Origin of the sequence: Photobacterium sp. TY1-4, assembly GCF_025398175.1 — a bacterium.
Lineage (GTDB): Bacteria > Pseudomonadota > Gammaproteobacteria > Enterobacterales > Vibrionaceae > Photobacterium.
In genome coordinates this window covers 2097071-2120117 of sequence record NZ_CP099734.1, presented here as the reverse complement: position 1 = coordinate 2120117, position 23047 = coordinate 2097071, and the positions used below count along the sequence as shown (strand labels likewise).

The 23047-nt window shown below is 55.3% G+C and carries 16 protein-coding genes; 12 read left to right on the top strand and 4 right to left on the bottom strand.

Annotation, left to right across the window (positions count from 1 at the left end; genetic code table 11):
* Positions 1–177: 177 nt before the first annotated feature.
* Positions 178–1068, bottom strand: a complete 891-nt coding sequence (locus tag NH461_RS09960) for a LysR family transcriptional regulator (protein WP_261600204.1) — start codon at positions 1066–1068, stop codon at positions 178–180.
* Between the two features lie 130 nt (positions 1069–1198).
* Here NH461_RS09960 and NH461_RS09955 point away from each other — a divergent pair, with 130 nt between their 5' ends.
* Complete coding sequence (locus NH461_RS09955; RefSeq protein WP_261600203.1) at positions 1199–2455, top strand: MFS transporter; 1257 nt, start codon at positions 1199–1201, stop codon at positions 2453–2455.
* A gap of 83 nt (positions 2456–2538) precedes the next feature.
* On the opposite strand, the gene NH461_RS09950 is transcribed toward NH461_RS09955, so the two are convergent.
* Entirely contained in the window at positions 2539–4233 is a 1695-nt protein-coding gene (locus NH461_RS09950) for an L-lactate permease (protein ID WP_261600202.1), read from the bottom strand.
* Positions 4234–4399: 166 nt separating this feature from the next.
* Between NH461_RS09950 and NH461_RS09945 the strand changes: the two genes are divergently transcribed.
* From NH461_RS09945 to NH461_RS09915, 7 genes are all read left to right on the top strand, one after another.
* Entirely contained in the window at positions 4400–5302 is a 903-nt protein-coding gene (locus NH461_RS09945) for a LysR family transcriptional regulator (protein WP_261600201.1), read from the top strand.
* Positions 5303–5519: 217 nt separating this feature from the next.
* Positions 5520–5915: a DUF805 domain-containing protein gene (locus NH461_RS09940; protein ID WP_261600200.1), complete on the top strand. Its 396-nt coding sequence runs from the start codon at positions 5520–5522 to the stop codon at positions 5913–5915.
* Positions 5916–5975: 60 nt separating this feature from the next.
* Complete coding sequence (gene wecB / locus NH461_RS09935; protein ID WP_261600199.1) at positions 5976–7067, top strand: non-hydrolyzing UDP-N-acetylglucosamine 2-epimerase; 1092 nt, start codon at positions 5976–5978, stop codon at positions 7065–7067.
* The gene (locus NH461_RS09930; RefSeq protein WP_261600198.1) at positions 7054–9255 is read left to right on the top strand and encodes a glycosyl transferase family protein; all 2202 of its coding nucleotides are present in this window, start codon (positions 7054–7056) and stop codon (positions 9253–9255) included. The genes wecB and NH461_RS09930 overlap by 14 nt, the downstream gene beginning before the upstream one ends.
* Positions 9252–12341: an NfrA family protein gene (locus NH461_RS09925; protein ID WP_261600197.1), complete on the top strand. Its 3090-nt coding sequence runs from the start codon at positions 9252–9254 to the stop codon at positions 12339–12341. The genes NH461_RS09930 and NH461_RS09925 overlap by 4 nt, the downstream gene beginning before the upstream one ends.
* A gap of 29 nt (positions 12342–12370) precedes the next feature.
* Complete coding sequence (locus tag NH461_RS09920; RefSeq protein ID WP_261600196.1) at positions 12371–13210, top strand: DUF4434 domain-containing protein; 840 nt, start codon at positions 12371–12373, stop codon at positions 13208–13210.
* A gap of 586 nt (positions 13211–13796) precedes the next feature.
* On the top strand, positions 13797–15119 hold the full coding sequence (locus NH461_RS09915) for a hypothetical protein (protein WP_261600195.1): 1323 nt from the start codon (positions 13797–13799) through the stop codon (positions 15117–15119).
* A 152-nt stretch (positions 15120–15271) separates the two neighbouring features.
* On the opposite strand, the gene NH461_RS09910 is transcribed toward NH461_RS09915, so the two are convergent.
* The gene (locus tag NH461_RS09910; RefSeq protein ID WP_261600194.1) at positions 15272–16975 is read right to left on the bottom strand and encodes an FAD-dependent oxidoreductase; all 1704 of its coding nucleotides are present in this window, start codon (positions 16973–16975) and stop codon (positions 15272–15274) included.
* A 55-nt stretch (positions 16976–17030) separates the two neighbouring features.
* Complete coding sequence (locus NH461_RS09905; RefSeq protein ID WP_261600193.1) at positions 17031–17231, bottom strand: DUF2892 domain-containing protein; 201 nt, start codon at positions 17229–17231, stop codon at positions 17031–17033.
* 156 nt (positions 17232–17387) lie between these two features.
* Here NH461_RS09905 and NH461_RS09900 point away from each other — a divergent pair, with 156 nt between their 5' ends.
* From NH461_RS09900 to NH461_RS09885, 4 genes are all read left to right on the top strand, one after another.
* Entirely contained in the window at positions 17388–17801 is a 414-nt protein-coding gene (locus NH461_RS09900) for a YeeE/YedE family protein (protein ID WP_410000077.1), read from the top strand.
* A gap of 9 nt (positions 17802–17810) precedes the next feature.
* Positions 17811–18275: a YeeE/YedE family protein gene (locus NH461_RS09895; protein ID WP_261600192.1), complete on the top strand. Its 465-nt coding sequence runs from the start codon at positions 17811–17813 to the stop codon at positions 18273–18275.
* A 118-nt stretch (positions 18276–18393) separates the two neighbouring features.
* The gene (locus NH461_RS09890) at positions 18394–21903 is read left to right on the top strand and encodes an efflux RND transporter permease subunit (RefSeq protein WP_261600191.1); all 3510 of its coding nucleotides are present in this window, start codon (positions 18394–18396) and stop codon (positions 21901–21903) included.
* A gap of 16 nt (positions 21904–21919) precedes the next feature.
* On the top strand, positions 21920–22999 hold the full coding sequence (locus tag NH461_RS09885; RefSeq protein ID WP_261600190.1) for an efflux RND transporter periplasmic adaptor subunit: 1080 nt from the start codon (positions 21920–21922) through the stop codon (positions 22997–22999).
* Positions 23000–23047: the final 48 nt, after the last annotated feature.

The following is a 23047-nucleotide window of genomic DNA, read 5'->3' as shown; positions in this document are numbered from 1 at the left end:
GAGGCCAAAGTGTCTTAATCCTGATACGGATGCGGCATTCAACCCTTTTGGGGTCTTTTCATCCAGAAATGACGCAGCTGTTGCGCCCTTGGTTTGCGATAGTTCGATGCGAAACAGGCCGGTGTGCCAATGATCGGAACTGTTTTTGCGAGCGCCGGCTGTTCTCCGGCGCTGGCTTTAAAGTTCGGCGCTGATTTCGATGATTTTTTCCCTCAGCCAGCGGTGGGCTTGATCCGCATTCATTCTTGGGTGCCAAAACATAGAAACCGTGATGGCGGGGACGTCAAATGGCAGCGGGAAACGATGCATCTCATGGCAAAAACTTGCGGTGTGCCTGGCCGGAACGGTTGCGATACACCCGGTGGCACGCGCTAACGCGACCGCCCCGGTATAGCTGCCGACAAATGCCTGAATCGCGAGGGGACGCTCCGGCTTGTTCAGCATGGATTCCAGGTGACAATTGTTTCGACTGTCTCGGTACACGCCGATATGTCGCCCGTCGAGATATTTGTTCAGGGTGACCTTGGTGGTGGAAAAGGGGTGATCTTTACCGACCACCCCGATGAATTGATCGTCAAACAGCCTGCGGACCAGCAGCTCAGGGTAGGTAGTTGCTTTGAGTTTTCCGGTCTCAATATCCACACTGCCATCGCGTAAACCGTTGCCCGGGGAGGCGCGGGGTAGGAAACGAAGACGAATGCCCGGCGCTTGTGCTGCCACGCGTTTGACCAGCTCGCCGCCAATACTTTCCATAAACCCGTCACTGGTGAGTAAGGTAAAGGTCCGTTTGATTGCGGCAATATCTAGCGATGCCGCAGGTGTTAAGATCGCCTCGGCGTCCAGGGTCAATCGACTGACCTGAGCCTGGATCTCCAATGCTCGCGGGGATGGCACCAACCCTCGTCCAGCCCGGACTAACAGCGGATCATCCATAGTTGTTCGCAACCGTGCCAGCGTCCGGCTCATGGCGGATTGGCTCAGATTCATCCGCTTTGCCGCGCGGGCAACATTGCGCTCTTCAAGCAGGATGTTGAGCGCAGGGATCAGATTCAAGTCGATGTCTTTCATCTATTTATCTACTCGTCTATTCATCTATGGCGTTTGTTGCATGTTATCAGTGTAAATCATGCATCTTCCGCTGTATATGAGGCGCTTTTAGAATGGATTGAAACTTATAATTCAATCCGGAGTGATGCGTATGAGAGAAAATTTTTCGGAGCTGGCGCGGGAGGAGTCGTTGCCGCTGGCCAGTCGGTTGGCGTTGATGGGGTTGGCCATGGGGCTGTTGCTCTCGTCGTTTAATATCAGTGTGGTCAATGTTGCGCTACCTGACCTGGCCGACAGGCTTTCGGTTTCGATGCCAGCGGTGCAATGGCTGGTCGTGACTTATCTGCTGGCCATGACTTGCTTGATGCCTATCGCCGGTTGGTGGGGCGACCGGTGGGGGCGCAAGCCGGTGATGTTGTCAGGGCTCGGTATTTTCGTGCTGGGGACCATCGGCTGCGTTTTGGCAGAGAGCCTGACGCCGTTGATCCTGGCGCGATTGGTCCAAGGGGTGGGGGCAGCGCTGATGATCAGCCTGGCAATGACCTTTGTCAGCGATTTGCTCCCGGCCGAAAAAACCGGACTTGCGATGGGTGTGTTGGGCACCACCTCTGCGGTCGGAACCGCACTTGGCCCGGTCCTGGGCGGGTTGTTGATCACGCATTTTCACTGGCATGCACTTTTCTATGTCAGTTTACCGGTGAGCATCCTGTCGTTTCTGATCTTGGTGCGTCAGCTGCCGGATCATCGTCCGGTCGTCCCAAGTTCAGTTCAGCAAGGTCAATTGTGGCACCACCTGCGGGAAAACACAGAGCTGCAACGCAGCTGTGGCGCAAACTTTCTTGTGTCGGCTGTGATTATGTCGACCATGGTGGTGGGCCCGTTTTACCTCACCGATGGGATTGGGCTGACGACGGAGCAGATTGGCTTGGTGATGGCATTCGGCCCGGTTGTTGCTGCTGTGACCGGAGCGCCAGCCGGAAAGTTAGCCGATAGCCGGGGCTCCGGGTTTGTTATTCGGACCGGGCTTGTGGTGATGTTGTCTGGTTGCTTGCTCATTGCCCTGATCCCCATTTGGGTGTTGAACTCCCCTGAGGCGGCGGCGTTTGGCTATGTGCTTCCCTTGGTGATGATCACGGGCGGATATGCCATGTTTCAGGCGGCAAACAATACTTCGGTGATGAGAAACGTGCAAGAAGGGCGCAAAGGCGTGACGTCGGCGTTGCTGAACCTTTCCCGTAACCTGGGCCTGATGGGCGGCGCCTCTGTGATGGGGTGGGTGTATCTTGCGACGATGGCTGTTGCACCGACCGGGCAGCCTCAGTCGGTCGTTGCGTTTGCAGTCACATTTGTTGTTTCGGCTGGGCTGGTCACGCTGGCACTGAGTGGCATGGTGAGGGAGCGTACTTGACGGTCATCATCGGGTCAGCGGCAGACAGAAAAGCGACTGAAGCATACGCTTCAGCCGCTTGGGAGTTGCACCGCGGACCGGGTTTATGGGGTCATCAGTGCATCCGTGATCTGGAAGCCGTAGATCAGCACCAGGCCAATGATTCCGGTCACCACCAGGTAGTAGAACGTCGGGATCACGGTTTTACGCAGGGTGGCCCCTTCGCGGCCCAGCAGGCCAACCGTCGCCGAGGCTGCAACCACGTTGTGGATCGCAATCATGTTCCCGGCGGCTGCGCCGACCGCTTGCAGGGCGACCACGGCGGCACTGGAGATGGTCAGGGTTTGCGCCACTTCGAACTGGAACTGGCTGAACATCATGTTCGAGACCGTGTTCGAACCGGCGATGAAGGCACCCAGAGCACCGATGGTTGCGCTCAGCGCCGGGAACAGATCACCGACCAGATTCGATGCAAAGTTTGCCGTAGTCACCGGCATACTGGCCAGATCGGCACCATTGACGCCTGAGTTGATGAAGATACGCACCATCGGGATGGTGAAGATCAGGACGAAACCAGCGCCCACCAGGGTTTTGCTCGATTCATGAAACGCCTGCACCATCGGTGAGAGCTTGCGTGATTGCAGCAGGACCGCAAGCAGGGCAACAAACACCAGGATCCCGCCCGGCAGGTACAGCGGCTGGATGGCAGCGCTGATCCCGCTCTCGCCCAGAATGTTGGAGAAAGAGAGGCTAATACTGACCAAAAAGCCTTTGAAATCAGCACTGACCCGGCTGGCAACCAGGATCACGGCCAGCAGGACGTATGGGGCCCAGGCCAGCGCCAGGCTCATCGGTTTGCCCTGCGTTTCTTTGATATCCATTTTCAGCGATCCCAGCCACTCTTGCGGCCATTTTTCTTCGCTTTCAAAATCCCACTGAGACTTCGGTACCAGAAACCCTTTTTTGGCTGCGGTAACGACAATCGCCAGCCCGACCAGACCGCCAATCAGTGACGGGAATTCCGGACCCAGCAGCACGCCGGTCAGCGCATACGGTACCGTGAAGGCGACCCCGGCAAACAGGGCGAAAGGCAGAATATCCAGGCCTTCGGTCCAGCTCTTGTTCTTGCCGAAGAAGCGGGTCAGCATCATCGCCATCAGGACTGGCATCAGGGTGCCCACGCTGGCATGGATCAGCGCCACGTTGGTGGTGATTTGCTGCAGGTAGAAATCCCAGCTAGCGCCATTATTTGCCAGGGCTTCAGTAATGTTGTGGGTATCCAGACCTTTGTTGACACCGACAATAATAGGCGTGCCCACGGCACCGAAAGAGACCGGGGTGGACTGGATCATCATGCCCATCAGGACGGCGGCAAGTGCTGGAAAACCGATGGCAACCAAAAGAGGGGCAGCAATTGCAGCAGGGGTCCCGAAACCGGATGCGCCTTCGATGAAAGAGCCGAAGCACCAGGCAATGATAATGGCCTGAATTCGCCGGTCAGCAGAAATATCCGTGAAGGCATTGCGAATGGTGGTGATGGCGCCGGTATGCTTTAGCGTGTTGAGCAGAAATATGGCACCGAAGACAATCCAGAGCACGGATACGGTGATGGCCAGTCCTTGCAGCGTTGAAGCAAACACGCGGGTTGCGGACATGTCCCAGGCCAGCAGGGCGATGGCGACGGTGAGCAGAAAAGCCACGGGCATGGCACGTTTCGCCGGCCAGTTCAGGCCGACCAGCAGCACGGCGGCCACCACGATCGGGGAGAACGCCAGGAGTGCGAGTAGGGTATCGTTCATGAGTACTTCCTTCGTACAGCGATGTTGTTTGTCTGAGGTTCAGTTTTAAGTGTTATTGGTTGTGATGCTTTTGTTAATACGGTGTGATGATGACGCTTTATTTTTTTCTGATATAGGGAAATAATGAAAAAGATTAATTCCAAATCTAGATAAATAACGGCGGCTTATGGCAAGGACAGATGATTTGATCCTGTTTGCACAGGTAGTGGAATGTGGGTCATTCAGTAAGGTGGCAGAGCTAAATTCCCTTACGAACTCAGTGGTTAGCAAGCGCATAGCTCGACTGGAAGAAGATCTCGGGGTCCAACTGTTGTACCGGACGACCCGGAAGTTAACCGTGAGTGAAGCGGGCAAAGTGCTCTATCAAGGTGCAAAAAATGTGAAGCAGGCGGCACTGGAAGCGGTCGATGCCGTCAGCGGATATGGCGAAAAAGTCAGCGGTCACGTCAAAATGTCGGTGCCGACGATCTCCGGGGACTTGTTGCTGGCCGACGCGGTGGCTGAATTTTGTACCCTGCATCCTGGTCTGACCGTCGATATGTCTTTGGATAACCGGTTCGTTGACCTGATTGAAGATGGGTATGATCTGGTGATCCGAACCGGGTATCTGGAAGATTCCAGCCTGATCGCCCGCCATATTCTCGACTCCCAGTGGGTGATTTGCGCCGCCCCGGCTTATATCTGCCGCCGTGGCCGGCCGCGGGAGCCGGAGGATCTGGTCGATCATAATTGCTTGCAATACGCTTATCAGACCACCGGGGCGGCGGAGTGGGAGTTCATCGGTTCGCAGGGCAACTATATTCTGCGGGTCAACGGGAACTTTTCAACCGATAACGCCGCAGCCTTACGGAAAGCGGCCCTGGGCGGTTATGGCATTGCCTATGTACCGCGCTGCCTGGTGTATCACGATGTGATGGAAGGCAAACTGGTGGATCTGTTTCCGGACAAAGTCGGCAAAAAACTGGGCATTTACGCGGTGTATCCCTATACCCGTCAGCCCTCACAAAAAATACGTTTGCTGATTGAACATATCCGCAACCGCTACCTGTCGATGAATCACTATTTTTAACCCTCGCCTCGCTGTTCCCTGAAAGGCTGCCTGCATCAACCCCCTGCATCCACCTCCTGAAGCCATCCTGTGCGTCGGGGGCAGGCAGCCCACGCCGAACCTTCATCGCCGTCAGAAACTTCATCGCAGCCAAAAACGCCGGCTGTTTTAGAACAGAGAAACGGTCCAAGTTCTGGCTGGATATACTTTCAGTAGGTCCTCTCAGGCAGGTAAAACAATGCATTGGTATCTTTATGTGCTGAAAAATTACGCGGTCTTTCGGGGCCGGGCACGGCGGCAGGAATACTGGTATTTTTTTCTGTTCAATCTTCTGATCAGTCTCACCCTGACGGGGGTCGATAAGCTGATCGGCAGTCCGGCCAGCGGCGAAGGGGCCGGCATGCTGGCCAGTATCTACTCCCTGGCGGTGTTGCTCCCCAGTATTGCGGTTGGCGTACGTCGCCTGCATGACATCGGGCGTCAGGGTTGGTGGATGCTGCTGGCGCTGATCCCGCTCATCGGCACGATTGTACTGGTGTATTTTTTCGTTCAGGACAGCCAGCCCGGCGCGAATGAATATGGCCTGAACCCCAAAGAGATCGATGCCGATTCGATGGGGCATTTCAAAGTCTGAACCCCAGGAGAGTCGCTGGCGTTCATTACATGGCCATATTGAATGTTGTTGAGGGGAGTCATGAAGAAATACGCGCATGAAATCCTGATCGTGACGGGAACCCGGCCGGAAATTATCAAAATGGCGCCGGTCTATCAGGCCTTTAAAAACAGCGGACATGCCATCGATTGGTGTCATACCGGGCAGCATGATTCGCTGGCAGCACAAACCTTTGCGGTGTTTGGCATCCAGCCCGATGTTGTCTTCGAGCGTCCGGCAGGAACGGGCCTGCCGGCCCTGCTGGGGGGGCTGGTCAATCATATTGATCAGCAACTCAGCCACAAGACGTATCAGTGTGTCCTGGTCCATGGCGATACCAGTTCGACCCTCGCCGGCGCGCTGGCTGCTTTCTACCATCAAGTCCCGGTGATCGGTCATGTCGAGGCCGGGCTGCGTTCCGGCGATTTGCATCACCCATTTCCCGAAGAGCTCAATCGCGTCTTGGTTGCGAAAATTGCCAACCGTCATTTTGCCCCGACCCGGGCGGCCGAGCTGGCTTTGCTGCAAGAAGGCGTCAGCGGGGAAACGATTCTCGTCACCGGAAATACAGCCATTGATGCCCAGCAGTACCTGCTGGCAAGTGGCACGATTACCGCTGGTGAGACCAATCAAGTGCTGGTCACGGCCCACCGGCGTGAAAACTGGGCCGCGATCCCGACGATTTGTACTGCGATTAAAGCGTTGAGCCAACAACAGCCGGACCTGACATTTATGGTTGCAACCCATCCCAATCCGGCCGTGAAACAAGCTGTGATGACGGGTCTGGCGGACTGCCCGGCAGCATCCGTGGTGCCACCGCTCGATTATGTTGCGCTGCAACAGGTGCTGGCGCAGTCGGCGTTGGTATTGACTGATTCGGGCGGGATCCAGGAAGAAGCGCCGACCTTCGGCACCCGGGTGGTGGTGCTTCGTGAAACCACCGAGCGCCCGGAAGCGCTGGCGATGGGGCTGTCGCAGCTGGCCGGAGCCACGGATGTGGCGCGAATTGTCTCAGCGGCGGAATTGTTGTTGGCGCAGGGGCGGGCAAAGGGGGTCATCAACCCGTATGGCAGCGGTCAGGCCGCCCGCCTGATTGCCGAAGCGGTGCAGCAGGTGTTTGATGAGCTGGTTTGATTTCTTCGTTACGTATCTCTATGGCCTGAAGTCAGTGCTGATTGTGCTGATGATCACCTTGATGATCTGTGGCCTCGACGATCTCTTCATTGACCTGTGCTATTGGGTACGGCGCGCCTGGCGCTCAAACACTGTCTATAAGAAATACACTCGCAAGCAGGCGGTAGAGCTCTACACCAAAGCCGAGCAGCCGTTGGCGATCATGGTGCCGGCCTGGCAGGAGCACGGAGTGATCGACAAAATGGCTGAGCTGGCCGCGTCAAAACTGGATTATGAAAATTACCAGATTTTTGTCGGCACCTATCCCAATGATCCGCAAACCCAGCAAGATGTCGATAGCGTGTGCGCGCGTTATCCCCATGTTCATAAAGTCGTCTGTGCCCGGCCGGGGCCGACCAGCAAAGCGGATTGTCTCAATAACATCATTGCCTCCATTGTTGAGTTTGAGACAAAAGCCAAGCTGGAATTCGTCGGATTTATTCTCCATGACGCTGAAGATATTTTGTCGCCGATGGAACTGCGGCTGTTTAACTACCTGTTGCCCGGTAAAGATCTGATCCAGTTGCCGGTTTATCCCTATACCCGAAAATGGTACGAGATGACGCCGGGTCACTATGCCGATGAGTTTGCCGAGCTGCACGGCAAGGATGTTGTGGTGCGCGAAGCCATTGCCGGCCAGGTGCCCAGCGCCGGCGTCGGTACTTGTTTTAGCCGCCAGGCGATCTTAAGGCTGTTGGTGGAAGGAGACGGGTTGCCGTTTGATGTTCAGTCGCTGACCGAAGACTACGATATCGGCTTTCGTCTCAAACAGTGGGGCATGAATGAAATTTTTGTTCGTTTTCCGGTCGAAGATCGGGAGCAAACCACGCTGAGGGAGGACGCGCGCGGGGTGTCGATGCGCGAAGGCAGTGTGGTGTGTGTGCGTGAGCACTTTCCGGATACCTATCATACCGCCGTGCGGCAAAAGAGCCGTTGGATCATTGGTATTGTGTTTCAGGGCTTTAAAACCCATAAGTGGACCAAAGACTGGCGGGTTAATTATTTTCTGTGGCGGGACCGGCGTGGGCTGGTCAACAATACCGCCGGTTTTCTGGCCATGCTGTTGTTGCTGCAACTGCTTTCCCTGCTGATCTACAGTTATCTGTCGGACGACAGTTACCGGTTTATGTCGATTATTACCGATGATGCCCTGACCCGGTCATTGCTCTATATCAATACCGGGCTGCTGCTCAATCGACTGTTGCAGCGGTTCTATTTCGTCAGCCAGTATTATGGCTACCGGGAAGGTGGGCTGTCTTTACTCCGGATCCTGTGGGGCAATATTATTAACTTTTCGGCCAACCTGCGGGCGCTGCATCAGGTGATCCAGCAGGGCGATCCACGCCGGGTCGCCTGGGATAAAACAGAGCATTATTTCCCCAGCGTGTCGATGGAATCGCGCAAAGTCCCTCTCGGCCAGATCCTGGTTGAGCACGGCCACCTGAGCCAGAGCCGGTTGGATCGCGCGATCCTGGACTGTCCGCAACATCAGCGGTTGGGAATGTATCTGGTGTGCGCGCACTTGGTGACCAATCACGCACTCAGTATGGCGATTGCCCAGCAATATCATGCCGGTTATCAGGCGTGCGATCCTTTTACCTTAGATGAAAGCCTGATTGCCCTGGTGCCCAGGAAACTGGCGCTCAAATATGCCGTTTTACCTGTGGCGATGGACAACGACATCTTGATCCTGGGGAAGGAATCGGCCCTCAGCCCGGTCGCGCTGGCAGCGATTGAGCGTCGACTCAAACGCCCGGCACAGTGGGTGATCACCACTAACGGCGCAGTGACCCTGGGACTGCGCTACTGGTATCTGGCGGTAAAGGAGACCAATCCGACTCCGGCCCTGACGGCGGCGATGAATGACGGGGTGATCTCGCCGGAACAACAGCAAATGATCCTGGACAGCTATTATGCCTCGCAATGCCAGTTGGGCGCCTGCTTGCTCTCGTCCCGGCAAATTGAGCCGGCGGTGTTGAACCAGGCGATCCTGGTTTTTGAGTCGGTCGATGATCAGAGTCTGGGGGCGTTTCTGATCAGCCGTGGTTATGTCTCGGAAGCCGGCGTACAGCAGGCACTACAGCTTCAGGCCAAGCAGCAGCGGACGATTGCACAACTGATCGAGCAGTACCGGGAGCGGCAACCATGACACGCGGCCTGGTGGTTGGATTGATGGTGGTGGTGGTTCACCTGGCAGGGTGGACAGGCTTTGCCCGTGCTGCTGAGCCTGCGGATGATATTTATCAGGGGCTCACGGAATATCAGCAATTTCGTACTTTTCCTTATATCGATAAAGCTTTTCGCAAAGAGCAGCAGCAGGACTATGAGGCCGCGCTGGCAGAGGTCAACCGGGCCCTGACGCTGATCCCGGGCCATGTCCCTTTCTTGAAATATGCCTATACGTTGAGTGTGAAGGCCGGGCGGCCGGAAGAAGAGCTTGAGCATCTGGTCAAGCAGATCCCGGCCGATCAGCGCGGGGATTTATTACTGACGCTGAGGTTGCAGGCTTCAGGCAATGCCCAGCTGTACGCGCCGTTTGAGCTTGAGGCTATGACCGAGGGGCTGAGTGATGCCCAGATCCAGCAATGGTATCTGACCCATCTCTATGCGATCGAAAGTCGCAAAGGGGCAACGCAAGCACTGAACTGGAGCCTGAAGCAGCTGGAGCGGTTTAAATCTGACGAGGCCAAGCGGTTTGAGGCGTATACCCTGTACCAACTACAGCGCTATCCGCAATCGGTGGCGATTCTCGAGCGCTTTGTAGAACAACAGCAGGCCAGTGCAAAAGACCTGGCGTACCTGGCGCAGATGTATGTGAGCCTGGGGCAGGCCGCGCCGTTTCGCCGGACCGTGGTCGGGATCACCGATGTGGCGGTGAAAACGGGTTTGTGGGAAAGCTATGTCGATGGGTTGCTGAATACCAACCGGCTCGAGGAGGCCAAAACGGTGCTCAACGATTTGGCCCAGGCCGGACTGATCACCGACCGACACCGGGAACAGCTGACTCGTTTGAATGCGCTCAGCACCGCGCAGCTTCAGCAAATCACCGAGGAGAGCCGGGTACTGAGTCCGTGTCTGAAAGAGGTGACGCGGCTTGCGCAAGTGAATGACAATCCCCGGGCCCGTGCGATGCTGGCGCAGTGTTCGATCGAGGATAACCCGGCCAAATGGCTGGCGCTGGCGGAATCTCTCGGGGCTTATTCCTTGTTGGCCAAACAGTCTTTTCAATCGCCGGGACTGGCGCGCAAGCGTCGTGCGGTGCTGGTCGAGCACTATCAGCAACAAGGGGAGTGGCCGCAGATCATTGCATTGTTGCAACACAGTCGGCGCGAAGGCGATCGTAAAGCCCTGGCGGAGGCGATGCGTCAGGCGGGGATGGGACAGGATGCGGCACAAGTTCAGTTTGAATTGTATCAGCGCACGCGCAACGTAGTGTATCTCGACGCGGCAACGTATACCCTCAGTACGTTGCCTGAACCGCAACCGGCACGGCAGGCCGAAATGTTTATTGCGGGACTGCAAACGACGCCGAAGGCTTTTCTCAAACACTCAAACTTAGTGGGTCGGGCGGCGACGCTGGCCTATCAGAATGTCGCCTGGTTTTCGGTGGCCGATATCGAACGGCTGAACAGCGCGCTGGCACCGAACGCAAAAATCGGCCCTTATAAATGGCAGATCCAGGAAAAATGTGATGCGTTGACTCCGCGGGATCGTTATTCCGTCACTGTATTTGCCCGGCGGGTGGTGGCGTATTGCCTGGCAGCGGAACAACCTGAAGCGGCTGCAACACGATATGCCGCGGCATTGCCGGCCAACCCGAGCCTGGAGGAGAGTACCATTGTTGCCCGCTGGTATGCGCAGGCCCAAGCTTATTCGAAAAGCTATCCGTACTGGCGCAACATTGATGCTGCACTCCTGCCTGATGGGGATCGTTATCTCTACATTCGTACCCTGTATGAAGTCGGTGAGTTCGAGCTGGCTGAGTCGTACTGGCGCAACACCAACTTTGACCGGGAAAACCCATATTGGTGGCTGCTCGGGCTGAATCTTGCCGCAGAGCTGAATGATCAGCGGGTGTTTGACATGCGGTTGAAACAGGCCTTCCACTGGGCGCCATCACCGCAAATCGCCAGGCAACTGGGGGAGCGTTACCTGGCGGCAGGGGATACGCAGGAACTGGCAGCGCTGACGGCAGCGGTTGTGGCGAATGATGCCGATGATCAGCGCGGTACCATGAGTGCCGAACTCGGTTATTTGCTGGCGCCGACACAGCCGTTCTTGGCGGAGAAACTGTTTCGGCAAGCGGTTCAGGTTGAGCCGTACCGCCACGATCTGATTTTAAAATCCGAATATGCCCGAGTGGCGGCTGAAAATGGTCGGAAAGTCCGGGCCGCTGAAATTTATGCGGAGAATATCGATCAGCTGGCTGTCAGCTCATCCCTGGAAGTGCGTCAGCAGCAACAGCTGGATTATTTCCGTCGTGCCCATCGCGATTTGGAGCAGGGCTGGAAATTCACCGTCGCCGGCTGGATTGGGGAGAGTAACGGGCAGGCCGTTCCCGGCTATTCAGACAGCACCGGGGATTTTTTCCTTTACGAGGAGGCTCGTTATTATCTCGATGATACCTGGCTGCCGCGTAGTGCGCTGTCGATTGCCGGGTTGCACAGTGGCCAGTACCGTGCGGAGAGTGGCAGTCAGGCCAGCAACGAATTGGATTTGGGGCTTGTATACCAGCCATTCAAGCACTGGAATTACTATTTCAAAGCCGGTCTGAAGCAGTCTTTCTCGGATGGTGACACTCAAACCCGGCCGTATGTGCGGCTTAGCGCCGATGTTTTTTCCCGTGATGCCTGGAGCAAATCCTGGAAGGCGCAGGCACGCTGGTTGTATCAAAATCTCTACCTCGATGGTTTGTATTACCTGAACCGGGATGACGGACATGCCCTCTATGGTCGCTATGAGCTGGGGCAGACATTTAAGGTAGCGATACGTCACCGTCAATTGCTGACGCCGTACGGTTTTGCCCAATGGAGTGAGAACGAAAGCGAACTGGCCAGACAGCAGGACAGTCGGCTCGGGCTGGGTGCCAGCTGGCGTTGGGAGTGGTATCCGAGTCATTACGACGGCTATGATGTCGTCTCGGAAGTGGGGCTGGAATGGCAGCATATTCTCGACAACGATGCACTGGAAAACGTCGGCAACGCAGTTTTGCTGCGTTTCTCGGCTTATTTTTAACAAGTTTGATCGTTGGGGGGTGCAGTTCAGTGCCAAGCAACCAGCCGGTGAAGGGAGTGTTTTATCAGCCGCTGAATCAGGATCGGCCGGTCAGCCCCGAACAGTGGCACGCATTGGCGCAAACCCTCGGCCGGCAAGGGATAGACACCCTGATCATTCAGTGGTCGCACTATGGCAGCGAAACCTTCGGCGGGCCGCAGGGCTGGCTGGCCGGCAACCTGCGAACAATGATGGACGCGGACATGCAGTTGTGGTTTGGCCTCTACGCCGATCCAGCATATTTCCGGGAGATTCATCGGGGTATGGTCTCGCAACAGCAATACCTGCACCGCTATTTCGCCGCCGTGCATGCGACCTATCAGCAATGGCAGCCCTGGCTGAACCGTTACCGCCAACACATCCGTGGGCTTTATTTGCCGCTGGAGCTCAGCGATTATGACTTTGAAACCCCGGCGCAGCAGGCGCAACTTTTTGACATCCTGGCCCGGGAGGTCGCCCGGTATCCGTCCCCGCTGATGATCAGCTTGTATCTGGCCGGGAAGCTGTCGGATGCTGAACTCTCTGCTTGGGTCTTGCAGCTCACAACATTGGGACTTCAGGTTTATGTCCAGGACGGTGCCGGCACCCAAAGCCTCGATAACGCCACCCGCCAGCGCTATCTGTCGCAACTGCCGTGTCATGTCGGGCTGATCAAAGAAGTTTTTCAGCAAGATAAAAGTAGTCGTCAGTTTCAGGCAACGCGAATTGAGCCGGCAGCTTACTTTCAGATCCGCACCCAAACCAGTTGTCACCCCACCGCGCTGTTTTCCCTGCGTTATCTGCCGATCCCGGACCAGCCGTTGCAGACCGTCCTGACATCGGAAAAATAAATTCAACAGGAGAAATTGATGACCATTGTAAGTGAGATTATTTTAAGGTGGTGATGAACACAGTGGCTCAGCGTTAAGCTGATGATCGCTAAACTGATGATTCTGGCTCGTGGTTTTTGTGATATAGCAGTGTTTGTTTTTTATTCTCGATGTTTTATAACGCTGTCTTTTTGTTTTTTGTATGCTCATGGGTTGAATCTGTCTTTCACGGTATTAATTATGATTTACTGATGGTGTGGAGGGCGGTGGACGGTATTTATAGAAGATAGATTGTTGTTTTATTTATAATTTGTTTTTATTTGGCGTGATGGGACATTCAGGGTTTATTTTATTGCGATTTGATGGGATTTATTAAAATCAAAACTGTCCTTTCTAAAGTTGCCCCTCATCTCATGTGACTTCTTATTTGTGAGAATTGAGAATAACTGTCTTAGTTGTTATCAATGCCTACCTCTTTGTTGATATATTCTTTGCTTCGTGGAATGAATGCAAAAAAAACATCTGTGATGTTTTTTTAGATGGTGTGGTTATATTTTATAACCATGATCCTATGACGGTAGCCATAATTAGTCCCCGGAGAAATGAGATGAAACTTAATAAGGTTACACTATCATTACTGGCAGTGTGTATTGGTTATTCCGGCGTTGCAGCTTCAGAAAATTATGTATCGAGTGATTCTGTATATGATGGCGATACGTATACAAAGCATGAGGTCAGTGGTGATGAAACGACATCTTATGATGACACCACGGATGATACTACGGACGATACGTCGGACGACTATGACACCGGTGATGACACCAGCGATGACATGACGGGTGGCTATGGTTACCAGGATGACACCACGGACGATACGTCTGATGACTATGATACCGGTGATGACACCAGCGATGACATGACGGGTGGCTATGGTTATGAGGATGACACCACGGACGATACATCGGATGACTATGACACCGGTGATGATACCAGCGATGATATGACGGATGGCTATGGTTACCAGGATGACACCACGGACGATACGTCGGACGACTATGACACCGGTGATGACACCAGTGATGATATGACGGATGGTTACGGTTACGAAGATGACGCCACGGACGATACATCGGACGACTATGACACCGGTGATGACACTAGCGATGACATGACGGATGGTTACGGTTACGAAGATGATACCACGGATGATACATCGGACGACTATGACACCGGTGATGATACCAGCGACGACATGACGGATGATTACGGTTATGAGGATGACACCACGGACGATAACACGGACGATACATCGGATGGCTACGACACTGATGATGGCACCGGAGATGATGCAGAGAAACAACGGTTAGCGCTGAATGTCGTGGGTGCCGGTGAGATGTACGAAATGGACGTTCCGGATATTGATGGTGATGGCCAACCCGATCCTGCGTACTGTTTCGATGTTGAATTGAAAAATATTGCAGATGGTGAGCTTGTGGGGACCGCCACCGATTGTCTCTCTAATCTTGAGCCCGGTGAGAATGGCGGGCAGAAACTTGTCGGAACCACAATATTTAACTTGTCGGATGGACAAATTATTACTCGGGGGCAGACTACAATTCAGCCAGTGAATGAACTGACTGTTTCGCCGGACGGTGAAGACATCACTCATATTACCGGGGCATCCAGTGATGAGAATAGCGTCATTGAAACATCGGGTGATTACGAGGGGCATCAAGGGACTGTGCGGCGTTCAGGGATGCTGAACTTCTCCGAGTTTACCAATGGCGTCGGTGATCCCATGTATTTTGACTGCTTGTTTATTATTGAGTTGGTTGAAGTGAGCATGAGTCCGAATCGTAGCGAGAAATGGTCTCACCGTTATCATTACGATTGGAAGCATCGCAGTTATAAAAAGCATCATTCCAACTAATTGATGCCGTAATAAACACCTGAGGAAGATTATTTATCATTTTCAGGAGGTTGATTAAAGCCTAAAGCAACTTGCTTTAGGCTTTTTTTCTGGATACTGAAAAATAAACGCAACCAGCTATCCAGTTGCAATTGATTATGCCTATTCCATTTCTATGCGTTGGCAAACTGATACGTGCGGTAGCCGCCAATCAGGTTGCGGGCTTTGAAGCCGTTGTTGACCAGTTGGCGATAGGCGACGTTACCACGCAGGCCGACGGCGCAGTAAACCACAATCTCTTTGTCCTTCGGCAATTCATCCATCCGGTGACGCAGTTGATCAACCGGAATGTTGACGGCACCTTCCAGATAGCCGACGTTGGTCAGCTCACCCGGGTTGCGGACATCCAGTAACACTTGCGCGTCGGTCAGCTGATCGATTTCATCAAAGTGGATTGGGGTTGCATCGCCTTTGATGATGTTCGCGGCAACAAATGCAGCCTGGTTGATGACATCTTTGGCACTGCCGTAAGGCGGTGCGTAGGTCAGTTCCAGATGCTGGAGCTGCTCAACCGTCATGCCGGCACGTTGGGCCACGGCCATCACGTCAATGCGTTTATCGACGCCGTCTTTGCCGACCGCCTGGGCACCGAAGACTTTGCCTGATATCGGGTCAAACAGCATTTTGAACGAGACAATCTCTGCCCCCGGATAGTAACCCGCGTGGCTGGCGGCGTGGACAAAAACCTTCTCGTAGGCGATGCCTTCGCGTTTCAGCTGCTTCTCGTTTTTACCGGTGGAGGCGACGGCTAAATCAAACACTTTACAGATCGCGGTGCCTTGCGTGCCCTGGTAGATTTCATTCCGGCCCAGCATGTTATCCGCAGCCATGCGGCCCTGGCGGTTTGCCGGTCCGGCCAGTGGCACCAGCGTGGCATTGCCGGTGACGAAGTCCTGCTCTTCGACGGCATCGCCGACGGCATAAATCGACGGGTCGCTGGTTTGCATTTGCGCGTTGGTCCAAATTCCGCCCAGCTCACCGACTTTCAATCCAGCATTGGTCGCCAGCGTGATTTCCGGGCGAACGCCGATTGCCATAATCAACAGATCCGTGGTGAGCTTTTCACCGTTATTGAGGTTGAGGATCAGCTCACCTTCCAGGTGCTGGTGCGAAACGGGCTCCCCGGCATCTTCGCTGGCGACAGAGATATTGGGCTCGAACTCAACGGCTTCGAGTGCCACACCGAGGCGCAGATCAATGCCTTTGTCCCGGATTTCCGCGTGAACGATGCCGGCCATTTCGCGATCGACCGGCGTCATCACCTGATCCGCCATCTCCACCAGGGTGGTTTTGATCCCGAGCTGGTGGAATGCTTCCATCATCTCCAGGCCGATAAAGCCGCCGCCGACCACGGTCGCATGCTCGGGCTTGTTCATCTGGATGGTTTCAATGATCCGGTCCATGTCCGGGATATTACGCAGTGAGTGGGTGAGCGGATTATCAATGCCCGGGATCGGCGGGACAATTGGCGCTGCGCCCGGGCTGAGCAACAGAAAATCGTAGCTTTCGGTGTATTCATTGCCATCAAGCAGGTTCTTGACCGTGACTGATTTGCTCTGGCGATCAATGTGAGTGACTTCGTTCATGACCCGGACATCAACGTTAAATCGGGCCAGGAAGCTATCCGGGGTTTGCAGCAGCAATTTGCTGCGATCTTTGATATCGCCGCCGATATGGTAAGGCAGGCCGCAGTTGGCGAAAGATACAAAGTTACCGCGCTCAAACATGATAATTTGCGCATCTTCACTTAGACGTCGTGCACGTGCAGCAGCCGAGGCACCACCGGCAACGCCACCGACGATAAGAATTTTTGTCATTGCTCGCTCCAAATCAATTAAGGGTTGCGGGGTGCGGACCCCCGCTAAAACAGGCTTACTTCGCTGAACTGTTCTGAAAACCCAGCTTACTCAGAATCATGGCTGCCGGGCAAAAGCCAGTATAGGCGCTTTGGATCAGATTGACGCCGATAAACACGGTCAGCCAGAAGAAATTAGGGTGGACCCACAGGGTCAGGGCGACAGACACCAGAACCATGAACCCGGCAAACACCCGCACTGCATTTTCTAACGTCATTGTCCTACTCCTTGGGATAGCCGTTCGAATTTCCTTCACTATAATTTTTAATTTTAGATTTGTCTAATGGATTTTAGGCTAAATTAGTATTGACTAAAATTTGTGATTCAGTAATCTCTAATGGAAAATGAATCACTGACTGGTTAGGAGTAAATAATGGAAACATGGCCTTGGCCTGCTTTATTCGGTGGCATGATGTTGGGTGCTTCGGCAACCCTGTTGCTTTTGTTTAATGGCCGGGTCGCCGGGATCAGTGGGATTGTCGCCGGGATCCTGAATCCGAAGCCGGGCGAGTTTTCCTGGCGGCTGCTGTTTCTGGTGGGTATGGTCTTTGCCGGTGTGATCGCTCCGGGGCTGGGCTTTAGGCTGCCGCCGTCGTTGCCGGTTTCATCGCTGGGCATGCTCGCGGTTGCCGGGGTGCTGGTGGGGATGGGCACTAAGCTTGCTAACGGTTGTACCAGCGGTCACGGGATTTGCGGCATGGGCCGGTTTTCGAAGCGTTCCGTGGTTGCAACGCTGGTGTTTATGGCCACGGCATTTACCACGGTCTATGTTCGGGTTCATGGGTAAGAGGCTACGATGTTTTCTAATTTGATTTCTCGATTGATTGCTTTGATGGCCGGCTTGCTGTTCGGCATGGGGATGATGGTTTCCGGCATGGTTGATCCGGCCAATGTGATTGGCTTTCTGGATGTGGCGGGCCACTGGGACCCGAGTCTGGCCTTTGTGATGGGCGGGGCGTTGCTGGTCTTTGCCCCGGCGTACTGGGTGTTGATTCACCGTCGTGCTCAGCCGGTGTGCCGAGCGGAGTTTCACTTGAGCCAGAAGAAAACCATTGACGGTCGATTGGTGTTCGGTTCCGTGCTTTTCGGCCTGGGGTGGGGGATTGCCGGGATCTGTCCGGGACCGGCTGTGACCTCGCTGTCTGGCGGTCGTTTTGAAATGCTGGTGTTTGTGGTCAGTATGATTGTCGGAACATTGGTCAGCTGCCTGTGGACTGAAAAACAAGAAAAAGCTGCTGAGATCACCATCGAGCAGCACTGATTCAGCTACTCTGGACATGGATGTCGTCAATTGTATTCACCATGAGCCATGCTGGCGGAACTTGGGATTTCAGGGGCTGCGGGTGGCTACCGGTTGAAAGGAAGCGAGGGAGAAAGCGATGACAGATAAGGTCAAACCCACTTCGGAACAAGTGCATCCGACGGACGAAGCCGGGCAAGGGGCGGCAGAGTCCGGTATTGTCGGACGTTTTCTCCATAGCTTATTTCCGCCCATCTTGATTGTGTTAGCCCTCATAGCCGGTGCTGCTGCGTTGTGGCTGACCCCGCGTGAGGAAGACCCGCAAATTATCGTGCCGATGGCCGATGTCCTGATCCAGGCGCCGGGATTGTCACCGGCCCAGGTCGAGAACCAGGTCACTCAGCCATTGGAGAAGCTGCTGACGCAAATCGACGGGGTGGAAGATGTGTATTCCACGTCGATGAAAGGCGCAGCGCAGGTCATTGTCCGCTTCTATGTCGGCGAGCAGCGCGAAGAAGCGCTGATCAAGCTGTATAACAAAATCTACTCCAACCTGGATCTGGTGCCTCCTTCCGTGACCCAGTGGGCGGTGAAGCCCATTGAAATCGATGATGTGCCGATTTTGGTTGCGGCGCTCTACAGTACCCGTCCCGAATTGACCGGCCCGGCGGAGCTGCGTCGAATCGCCGAGCAAGCGGTGATCCAACTGCAAGCATTGGATGATACCAATAAGGTGGCGGTGGTTGGCGGTAGTCCGCGGGTGATCCAGATCGCCCTGGATGCTCCGGCCATGGCAAGCCGCCTGACCACGGTAGAAGATATTCAGCAGGCATTTGCCCTGACCAATCAGCACCAGCAGCTGGGGACGATTCACCAGCAAAGTCAAGTGTATCAGCTGGAGAGCGGGCAGTTTTTCCGTGATGCCGATGATGTGGCGAATACTGTGGTGAATGTGATCAATGGGCATCCGGTTTATTTGCGTGATATCGCCACGGTCACGGATGGCCCCGATGAGGCGCAAAGCCAGACCTGGTTTCACTGGGGACCGGCTGCGCAGCAGGCTTCACCGGACACGGTGAGTTCGTCAGAGCCGTTTCCGGCGGTGTTCCTTTCAATCGCGAAACAAAAAGGCAGTAACGCGGTTTGGGTGGCTGATGATGTCGTCAAGCTCCTCGATACGATCGCCGCCAGTCAGCTTCCGCCCCATGTCAAAGTGTCGGTGATCCGCAATTACGGTGAGACGGCCAATGGGAAAGTCGGCAATCTGGTATCCAGTCTGGGCCTGTCGATCCTGACCGTGGTGGTCTTCGTCGGGGTCTTTTTGAACTGGCGCGCGGCGGTGGTGGTGGGGATTGCGATCCCGATCAGCTACGGGGCGGCATTGGCGATGGACCTGGCGTTTGGCTATACCATCAACCGGGTCACCCTGTTTGCGCTGATCCTGGCGCTGGGCCTGATTGTGGACGACCCGATCGCCAGTATCGATAACATTGAGCGGTTCCTCAAACGGCGGGGATTGCCGAAATCCCGGGCGATTGTGCTGGCGATGAGCGAAATTCGCAGTGCGCTGCTGATGTCGACGCTGGCGATTATCATTGTGTTCACGCCGATGTTTTTCATTACCGGGATGATGGGCCCGTACATGGGCCCCCTGGCATTCAACGTGCCGATTAGCGTGGTGTTCAGTACGGTGGTTGCCTTTCTGATCACGCCCTGGCTGGCGAAGCACATTCTCAAAGCGGTCAAGCAGTCGAGTGGGTATCGGGTGGAAAACACTTTGCTGTACCGGCTCTATGACCGGGTGTTAAGTCCGCTGCTGGCCCGTAAACGTAACAGTGTGCTGTTTCTGGCTGCGGTTGGGCTGGCGTTTGTGCTGGCGGCAATGCTGCCGGCGCTGCGGATTGTGCCGCTTAAGTTGCTGCCTTATGACAACAAGAATGAGTTCCAGCTGGTGCTGAATATGCCGGAGACCAGTAGCGTCGAGCAGACCTCGAACGCCCTGAGTGACTTTGCGGATTATCTGCAATCGGTGCCGGAAGTGGTGTCGGTGTCCGGTTTTGCCGGGACGGCTTCGCCGATGGATTTCAACGGCATGGTCCGGCACTACTTTATGCGCAATCAGTCTCATCAGGGAGAGCTGCGGATCGTGCTGGCCGAAAAGCACCGGCGTCAGCAGCAGTCCCATGAATTGGTGACGCGACTGCGCACCGACCTCACGGCGATTGCCGCGCGGCACCGGGCCGATATCCAGTTGGTTGAAATGCCGCCGGGACCACCGGTGATTGCTACGGTTGTCGCTGAAGTGTACGGCCAGCCTCACACGCCGTATGCCGAACTTCAGCAAGCGGCGCACCGGGTGGCTGAACGGTTATCTCGCGAGCCGCTGGTGGCGGAAACCGATACCAGCATTCAGGGGGCGCTGACCTCCTGGCAGTTCCGGGTCGATCAGGAAAAAGCCGCGCTCTCCGGGGTATCGGTGCGTGATATCAATCAGGCGCTGGCCGCGGCGAATGAGGGACGGGTGGTCAGCTATTTACAGGACGAACATGAGATAAACCCGCTGCCAATCACCATTCGGTTGCCGCGCAATCAGCGCGATGATCTCAGCGCGCTGGAGAATCTGTATGTGCGGGGGATGCCGGGGATTGCCAAACGGGTCGAGCAGGGCCGGGTGGTGGATGCCGGACAGCCGCTGGTGCAACTCTCTGAGCTGGGCGAATTTGTGGAAGTCGATGCGCCGCAACCGCTGATGCGCAAGAACCTCAGGCCGGTGGTCTATGTCTTTGCCGAGGCTGTGGGGCGGGTGCCGGCAGAAGTGGTGGTCGATGTGATGACGGATTTACAATCCGCGGCAGAGGATTCAACTGAATCCGAAGTTGCCCAAGGATCAACCGTTCACCTTCAGACGCCCCGGACGTTGCAGGAACGGACTTATTTCAGTAACGGCGGCGGGGATCACTGGACTTTACCGGACGGTATTTCGGTGGTGTGGAGCGGCGAAGGGGAATGGAAAATTACCTTGGATGTGTTCCGTGATCTGGGGATTGCCTATGGCGCCGCGCTGTTGGGCGTGTTTATCGTCATGGTGCTGCAAACCGGGCTGCCGGCGGTATCAGGCATGATCATGCTGGCGATCCCGCTGACGGTGATCGGGATTATGCCCGGTTTCTGGTTGCTCAATCAGTTGGGAGCCACGGAAATTAACGGGATCCCGAATCCGGCATTGTTCACCGCAACGGCGATGATCGGCATGATTGCGCTGGCCGGGATTGTGGTGCGAAATTCGCTGGTGCTGATTGAGTTTATTCATCAGTCGTTGCGCGAAGGGATGGCGTTAAAACCGGCGCTGATCATGGCCGGGGCAGTGCGGATGCGGCCGATTTTGCTGACCGCCGGGACGACGTTGCTGGGGAACGTGGTGATCACGCTCGACCCGATTTTTAACGGCTTGGCCTGGGCGATTATCTTCGGGATTTCGGCATCCACCTTGTTTACGCTGCTGGTGATCCCTGTGGTGTACCACCTGGCTTACGCTAACCAGCCGGGTCATGGGTTGCCGGCCGAGGCAGGCGAGGAAGAGACGGGAACACCCTCGGCGTCTGCGCAATCAGCGGATCAGATAGATGCCCAGGCGGTGACCAGCGACTGAGAAAGGGAGCGAAAAGATGAACAGGAAGAAAAGTGGACTGACGGTTGCTGCATTTGCCGGACTTGGCGTGTTGTTTTATGCCATCTCAGGTGGTTTTGTCGCGAAAATCGATCCCGAGCACCAGTCGATGCCGGGCGAGTCCCTGGCGGGTCGGCAAACGGTGCCGATTGAATCCGTGCACATTCCGGTGCAACAGAGTTACACCGGGACCATTGTTGCCGATCAGCAGGCGACGCTGTCGGCCCGTCTCACCGCGCAGGTGGCAGATGTGCTGGTGGATGTGGGCGATTCGGTCAAAGCCGGGGATATTCTGATCCGGCTGGACAATTTAGATTTAGATGCCCGGGTTCGCCAGACCGAGCAGGCACTGGCCAGCGCGCAGGCGCAGCTCAATGTTGCCCGGAAAGAATATCAGCGGATGCAATCGCTGGTGGCGCGGAAACTGGTCTCGCAGTCGCAACTCGATACGGCGCTCAGTACCTTGCAGACGGCGCAGGCAGAGCTGAAACGCCAGCAGGCATCGCTGGAAGAAGCCCAGACGACTTATGGCTATAGCATCATTGCGGCCCCGTTTGATGGGGTGATCACCCAGAAGCTGGTACATCAGGGCGATATCGCTTCCCCCGGAGTGGCGATGCTGAGTCTTTATAATCCAAAAACGCTGATGCTGGAGAGCTCGATCCCCGCCAGCCAGCGGCATTTGCTGCAACTTGATCAGCGCTGGCCGATTTCGTTGCCGGTGCTGGAACAGAGTCTGTCAGGGCAAATTCAGGAGATCACCCCGGCTTCCGATACCGGCTCACGCAGTGTGATAGTGAAGCTGGCGTTGCCGGAGCAGGTTCCGGCAACGCAGCTGTATCCGGGCATGTTCGCCCGCCTGACGATTCAAACCGGTGAGCAGGCGGTGTTGTTGATCCCACGCTCGAGCCTGTACCGGATCGGTCAGCTGCAATATGTCAAAGTGGTGGAATCGGACCGGGTGGTGCCCCGCTTGGTGGAAACCCGCGAGCACAATGCGGACAGCGTGATTGTCCGTAAAGGGGTCACGGATAAGACGGTCCTGCTGGCTTCGCCAAGAGCCGCTGTGGAGGAGTGAGAAGCGCGTTGATTGCGTTTGACTGAATCTGTTTTTTCGAATCTGTTT

Coding starts and splice junctions, on each gene's coding strand:
- NH461_RS09960 (WP_261600204.1), bottom strand. CDS start 1,068: ATGAAAGACATCGACTTGAATCTGATCCCTGCGCTCAACATCCTGCTT.
- NH461_RS09955 (WP_261600203.1), top strand. CDS start 1,199: ATGAGAGAAAATTTTTCGGAGCTGGCGCGGGAGGAGTCGTTGCCGCTG.
- NH461_RS09950 (WP_261600202.1), bottom strand. CDS start 4,233: ATGAACGATACCCTACTCGCACTCCTGGCGTTCTCCCCGATCGTGGTG.
- NH461_RS09945 (WP_261600201.1), top strand. CDS start 4,400: ATGGCAAGGACAGATGATTTGATCCTGTTTGCACAGGTAGTGGAATGT.
- NH461_RS09940 (WP_261600200.1), top strand. CDS start 5,520: ATGCATTGGTATCTTTATGTGCTGAAAAATTACGCGGTCTTTCGGGGC.
- wecB (WP_261600199.1), top strand. CDS start 5,976: ATGAAGAAATACGCGCATGAAATCCTGATCGTGACGGGAACCCGGCCG.
- NH461_RS09930 (WP_261600198.1), top strand. CDS start 7,054: ATGAGCTGGTTTGATTTCTTCGTTACGTATCTCTATGGCCTGAAGTCA.
- NH461_RS09925 (WP_261600197.1), top strand. CDS start 9,252: ATGACACGCGGCCTGGTGGTTGGATTGATGGTGGTGGTGGTTCACCTG.
- NH461_RS09915 (WP_261600195.1), top strand. CDS start 13,797: ATGAAACTTAATAAGGTTACACTATCATTACTGGCAGTGTGTATTGGT.
- NH461_RS09910 (WP_261600194.1), bottom strand. CDS start 16,975: ATGACAAAAATTCTTATCGTCGGTGGCGTTGCCGGTGGTGCCTCGGCT.
- NH461_RS09905 (WP_261600193.1), bottom strand. CDS start 17,231: ATGACGTTAGAAAATGCAGTGCGGGTGTTTGCCGGGTTCATGGTTCTG.
- NH461_RS09900 (WP_410000077.1), top strand. CDS start 17,388: ATGGAAACATGGCCTTGGCCTGCTTTATTCGGTGGCATGATGTTGGGT.
- NH461_RS09895 (WP_261600192.1), top strand. CDS start 17,811: ATGTTTTCTAATTTGATTTCTCGATTGATTGCTTTGATGGCCGGCTTG.
- NH461_RS09890 (WP_261600191.1), top strand. CDS start 18,394: ATGACAGATAAGGTCAAACCCACTTCGGAACAAGTGCATCCGACGGAC.
- NH461_RS09885 (WP_261600190.1), top strand. CDS start 21,920: ATGAACAGGAAGAAAAGTGGACTGACGGTTGCTGCATTTGCCGGACTT.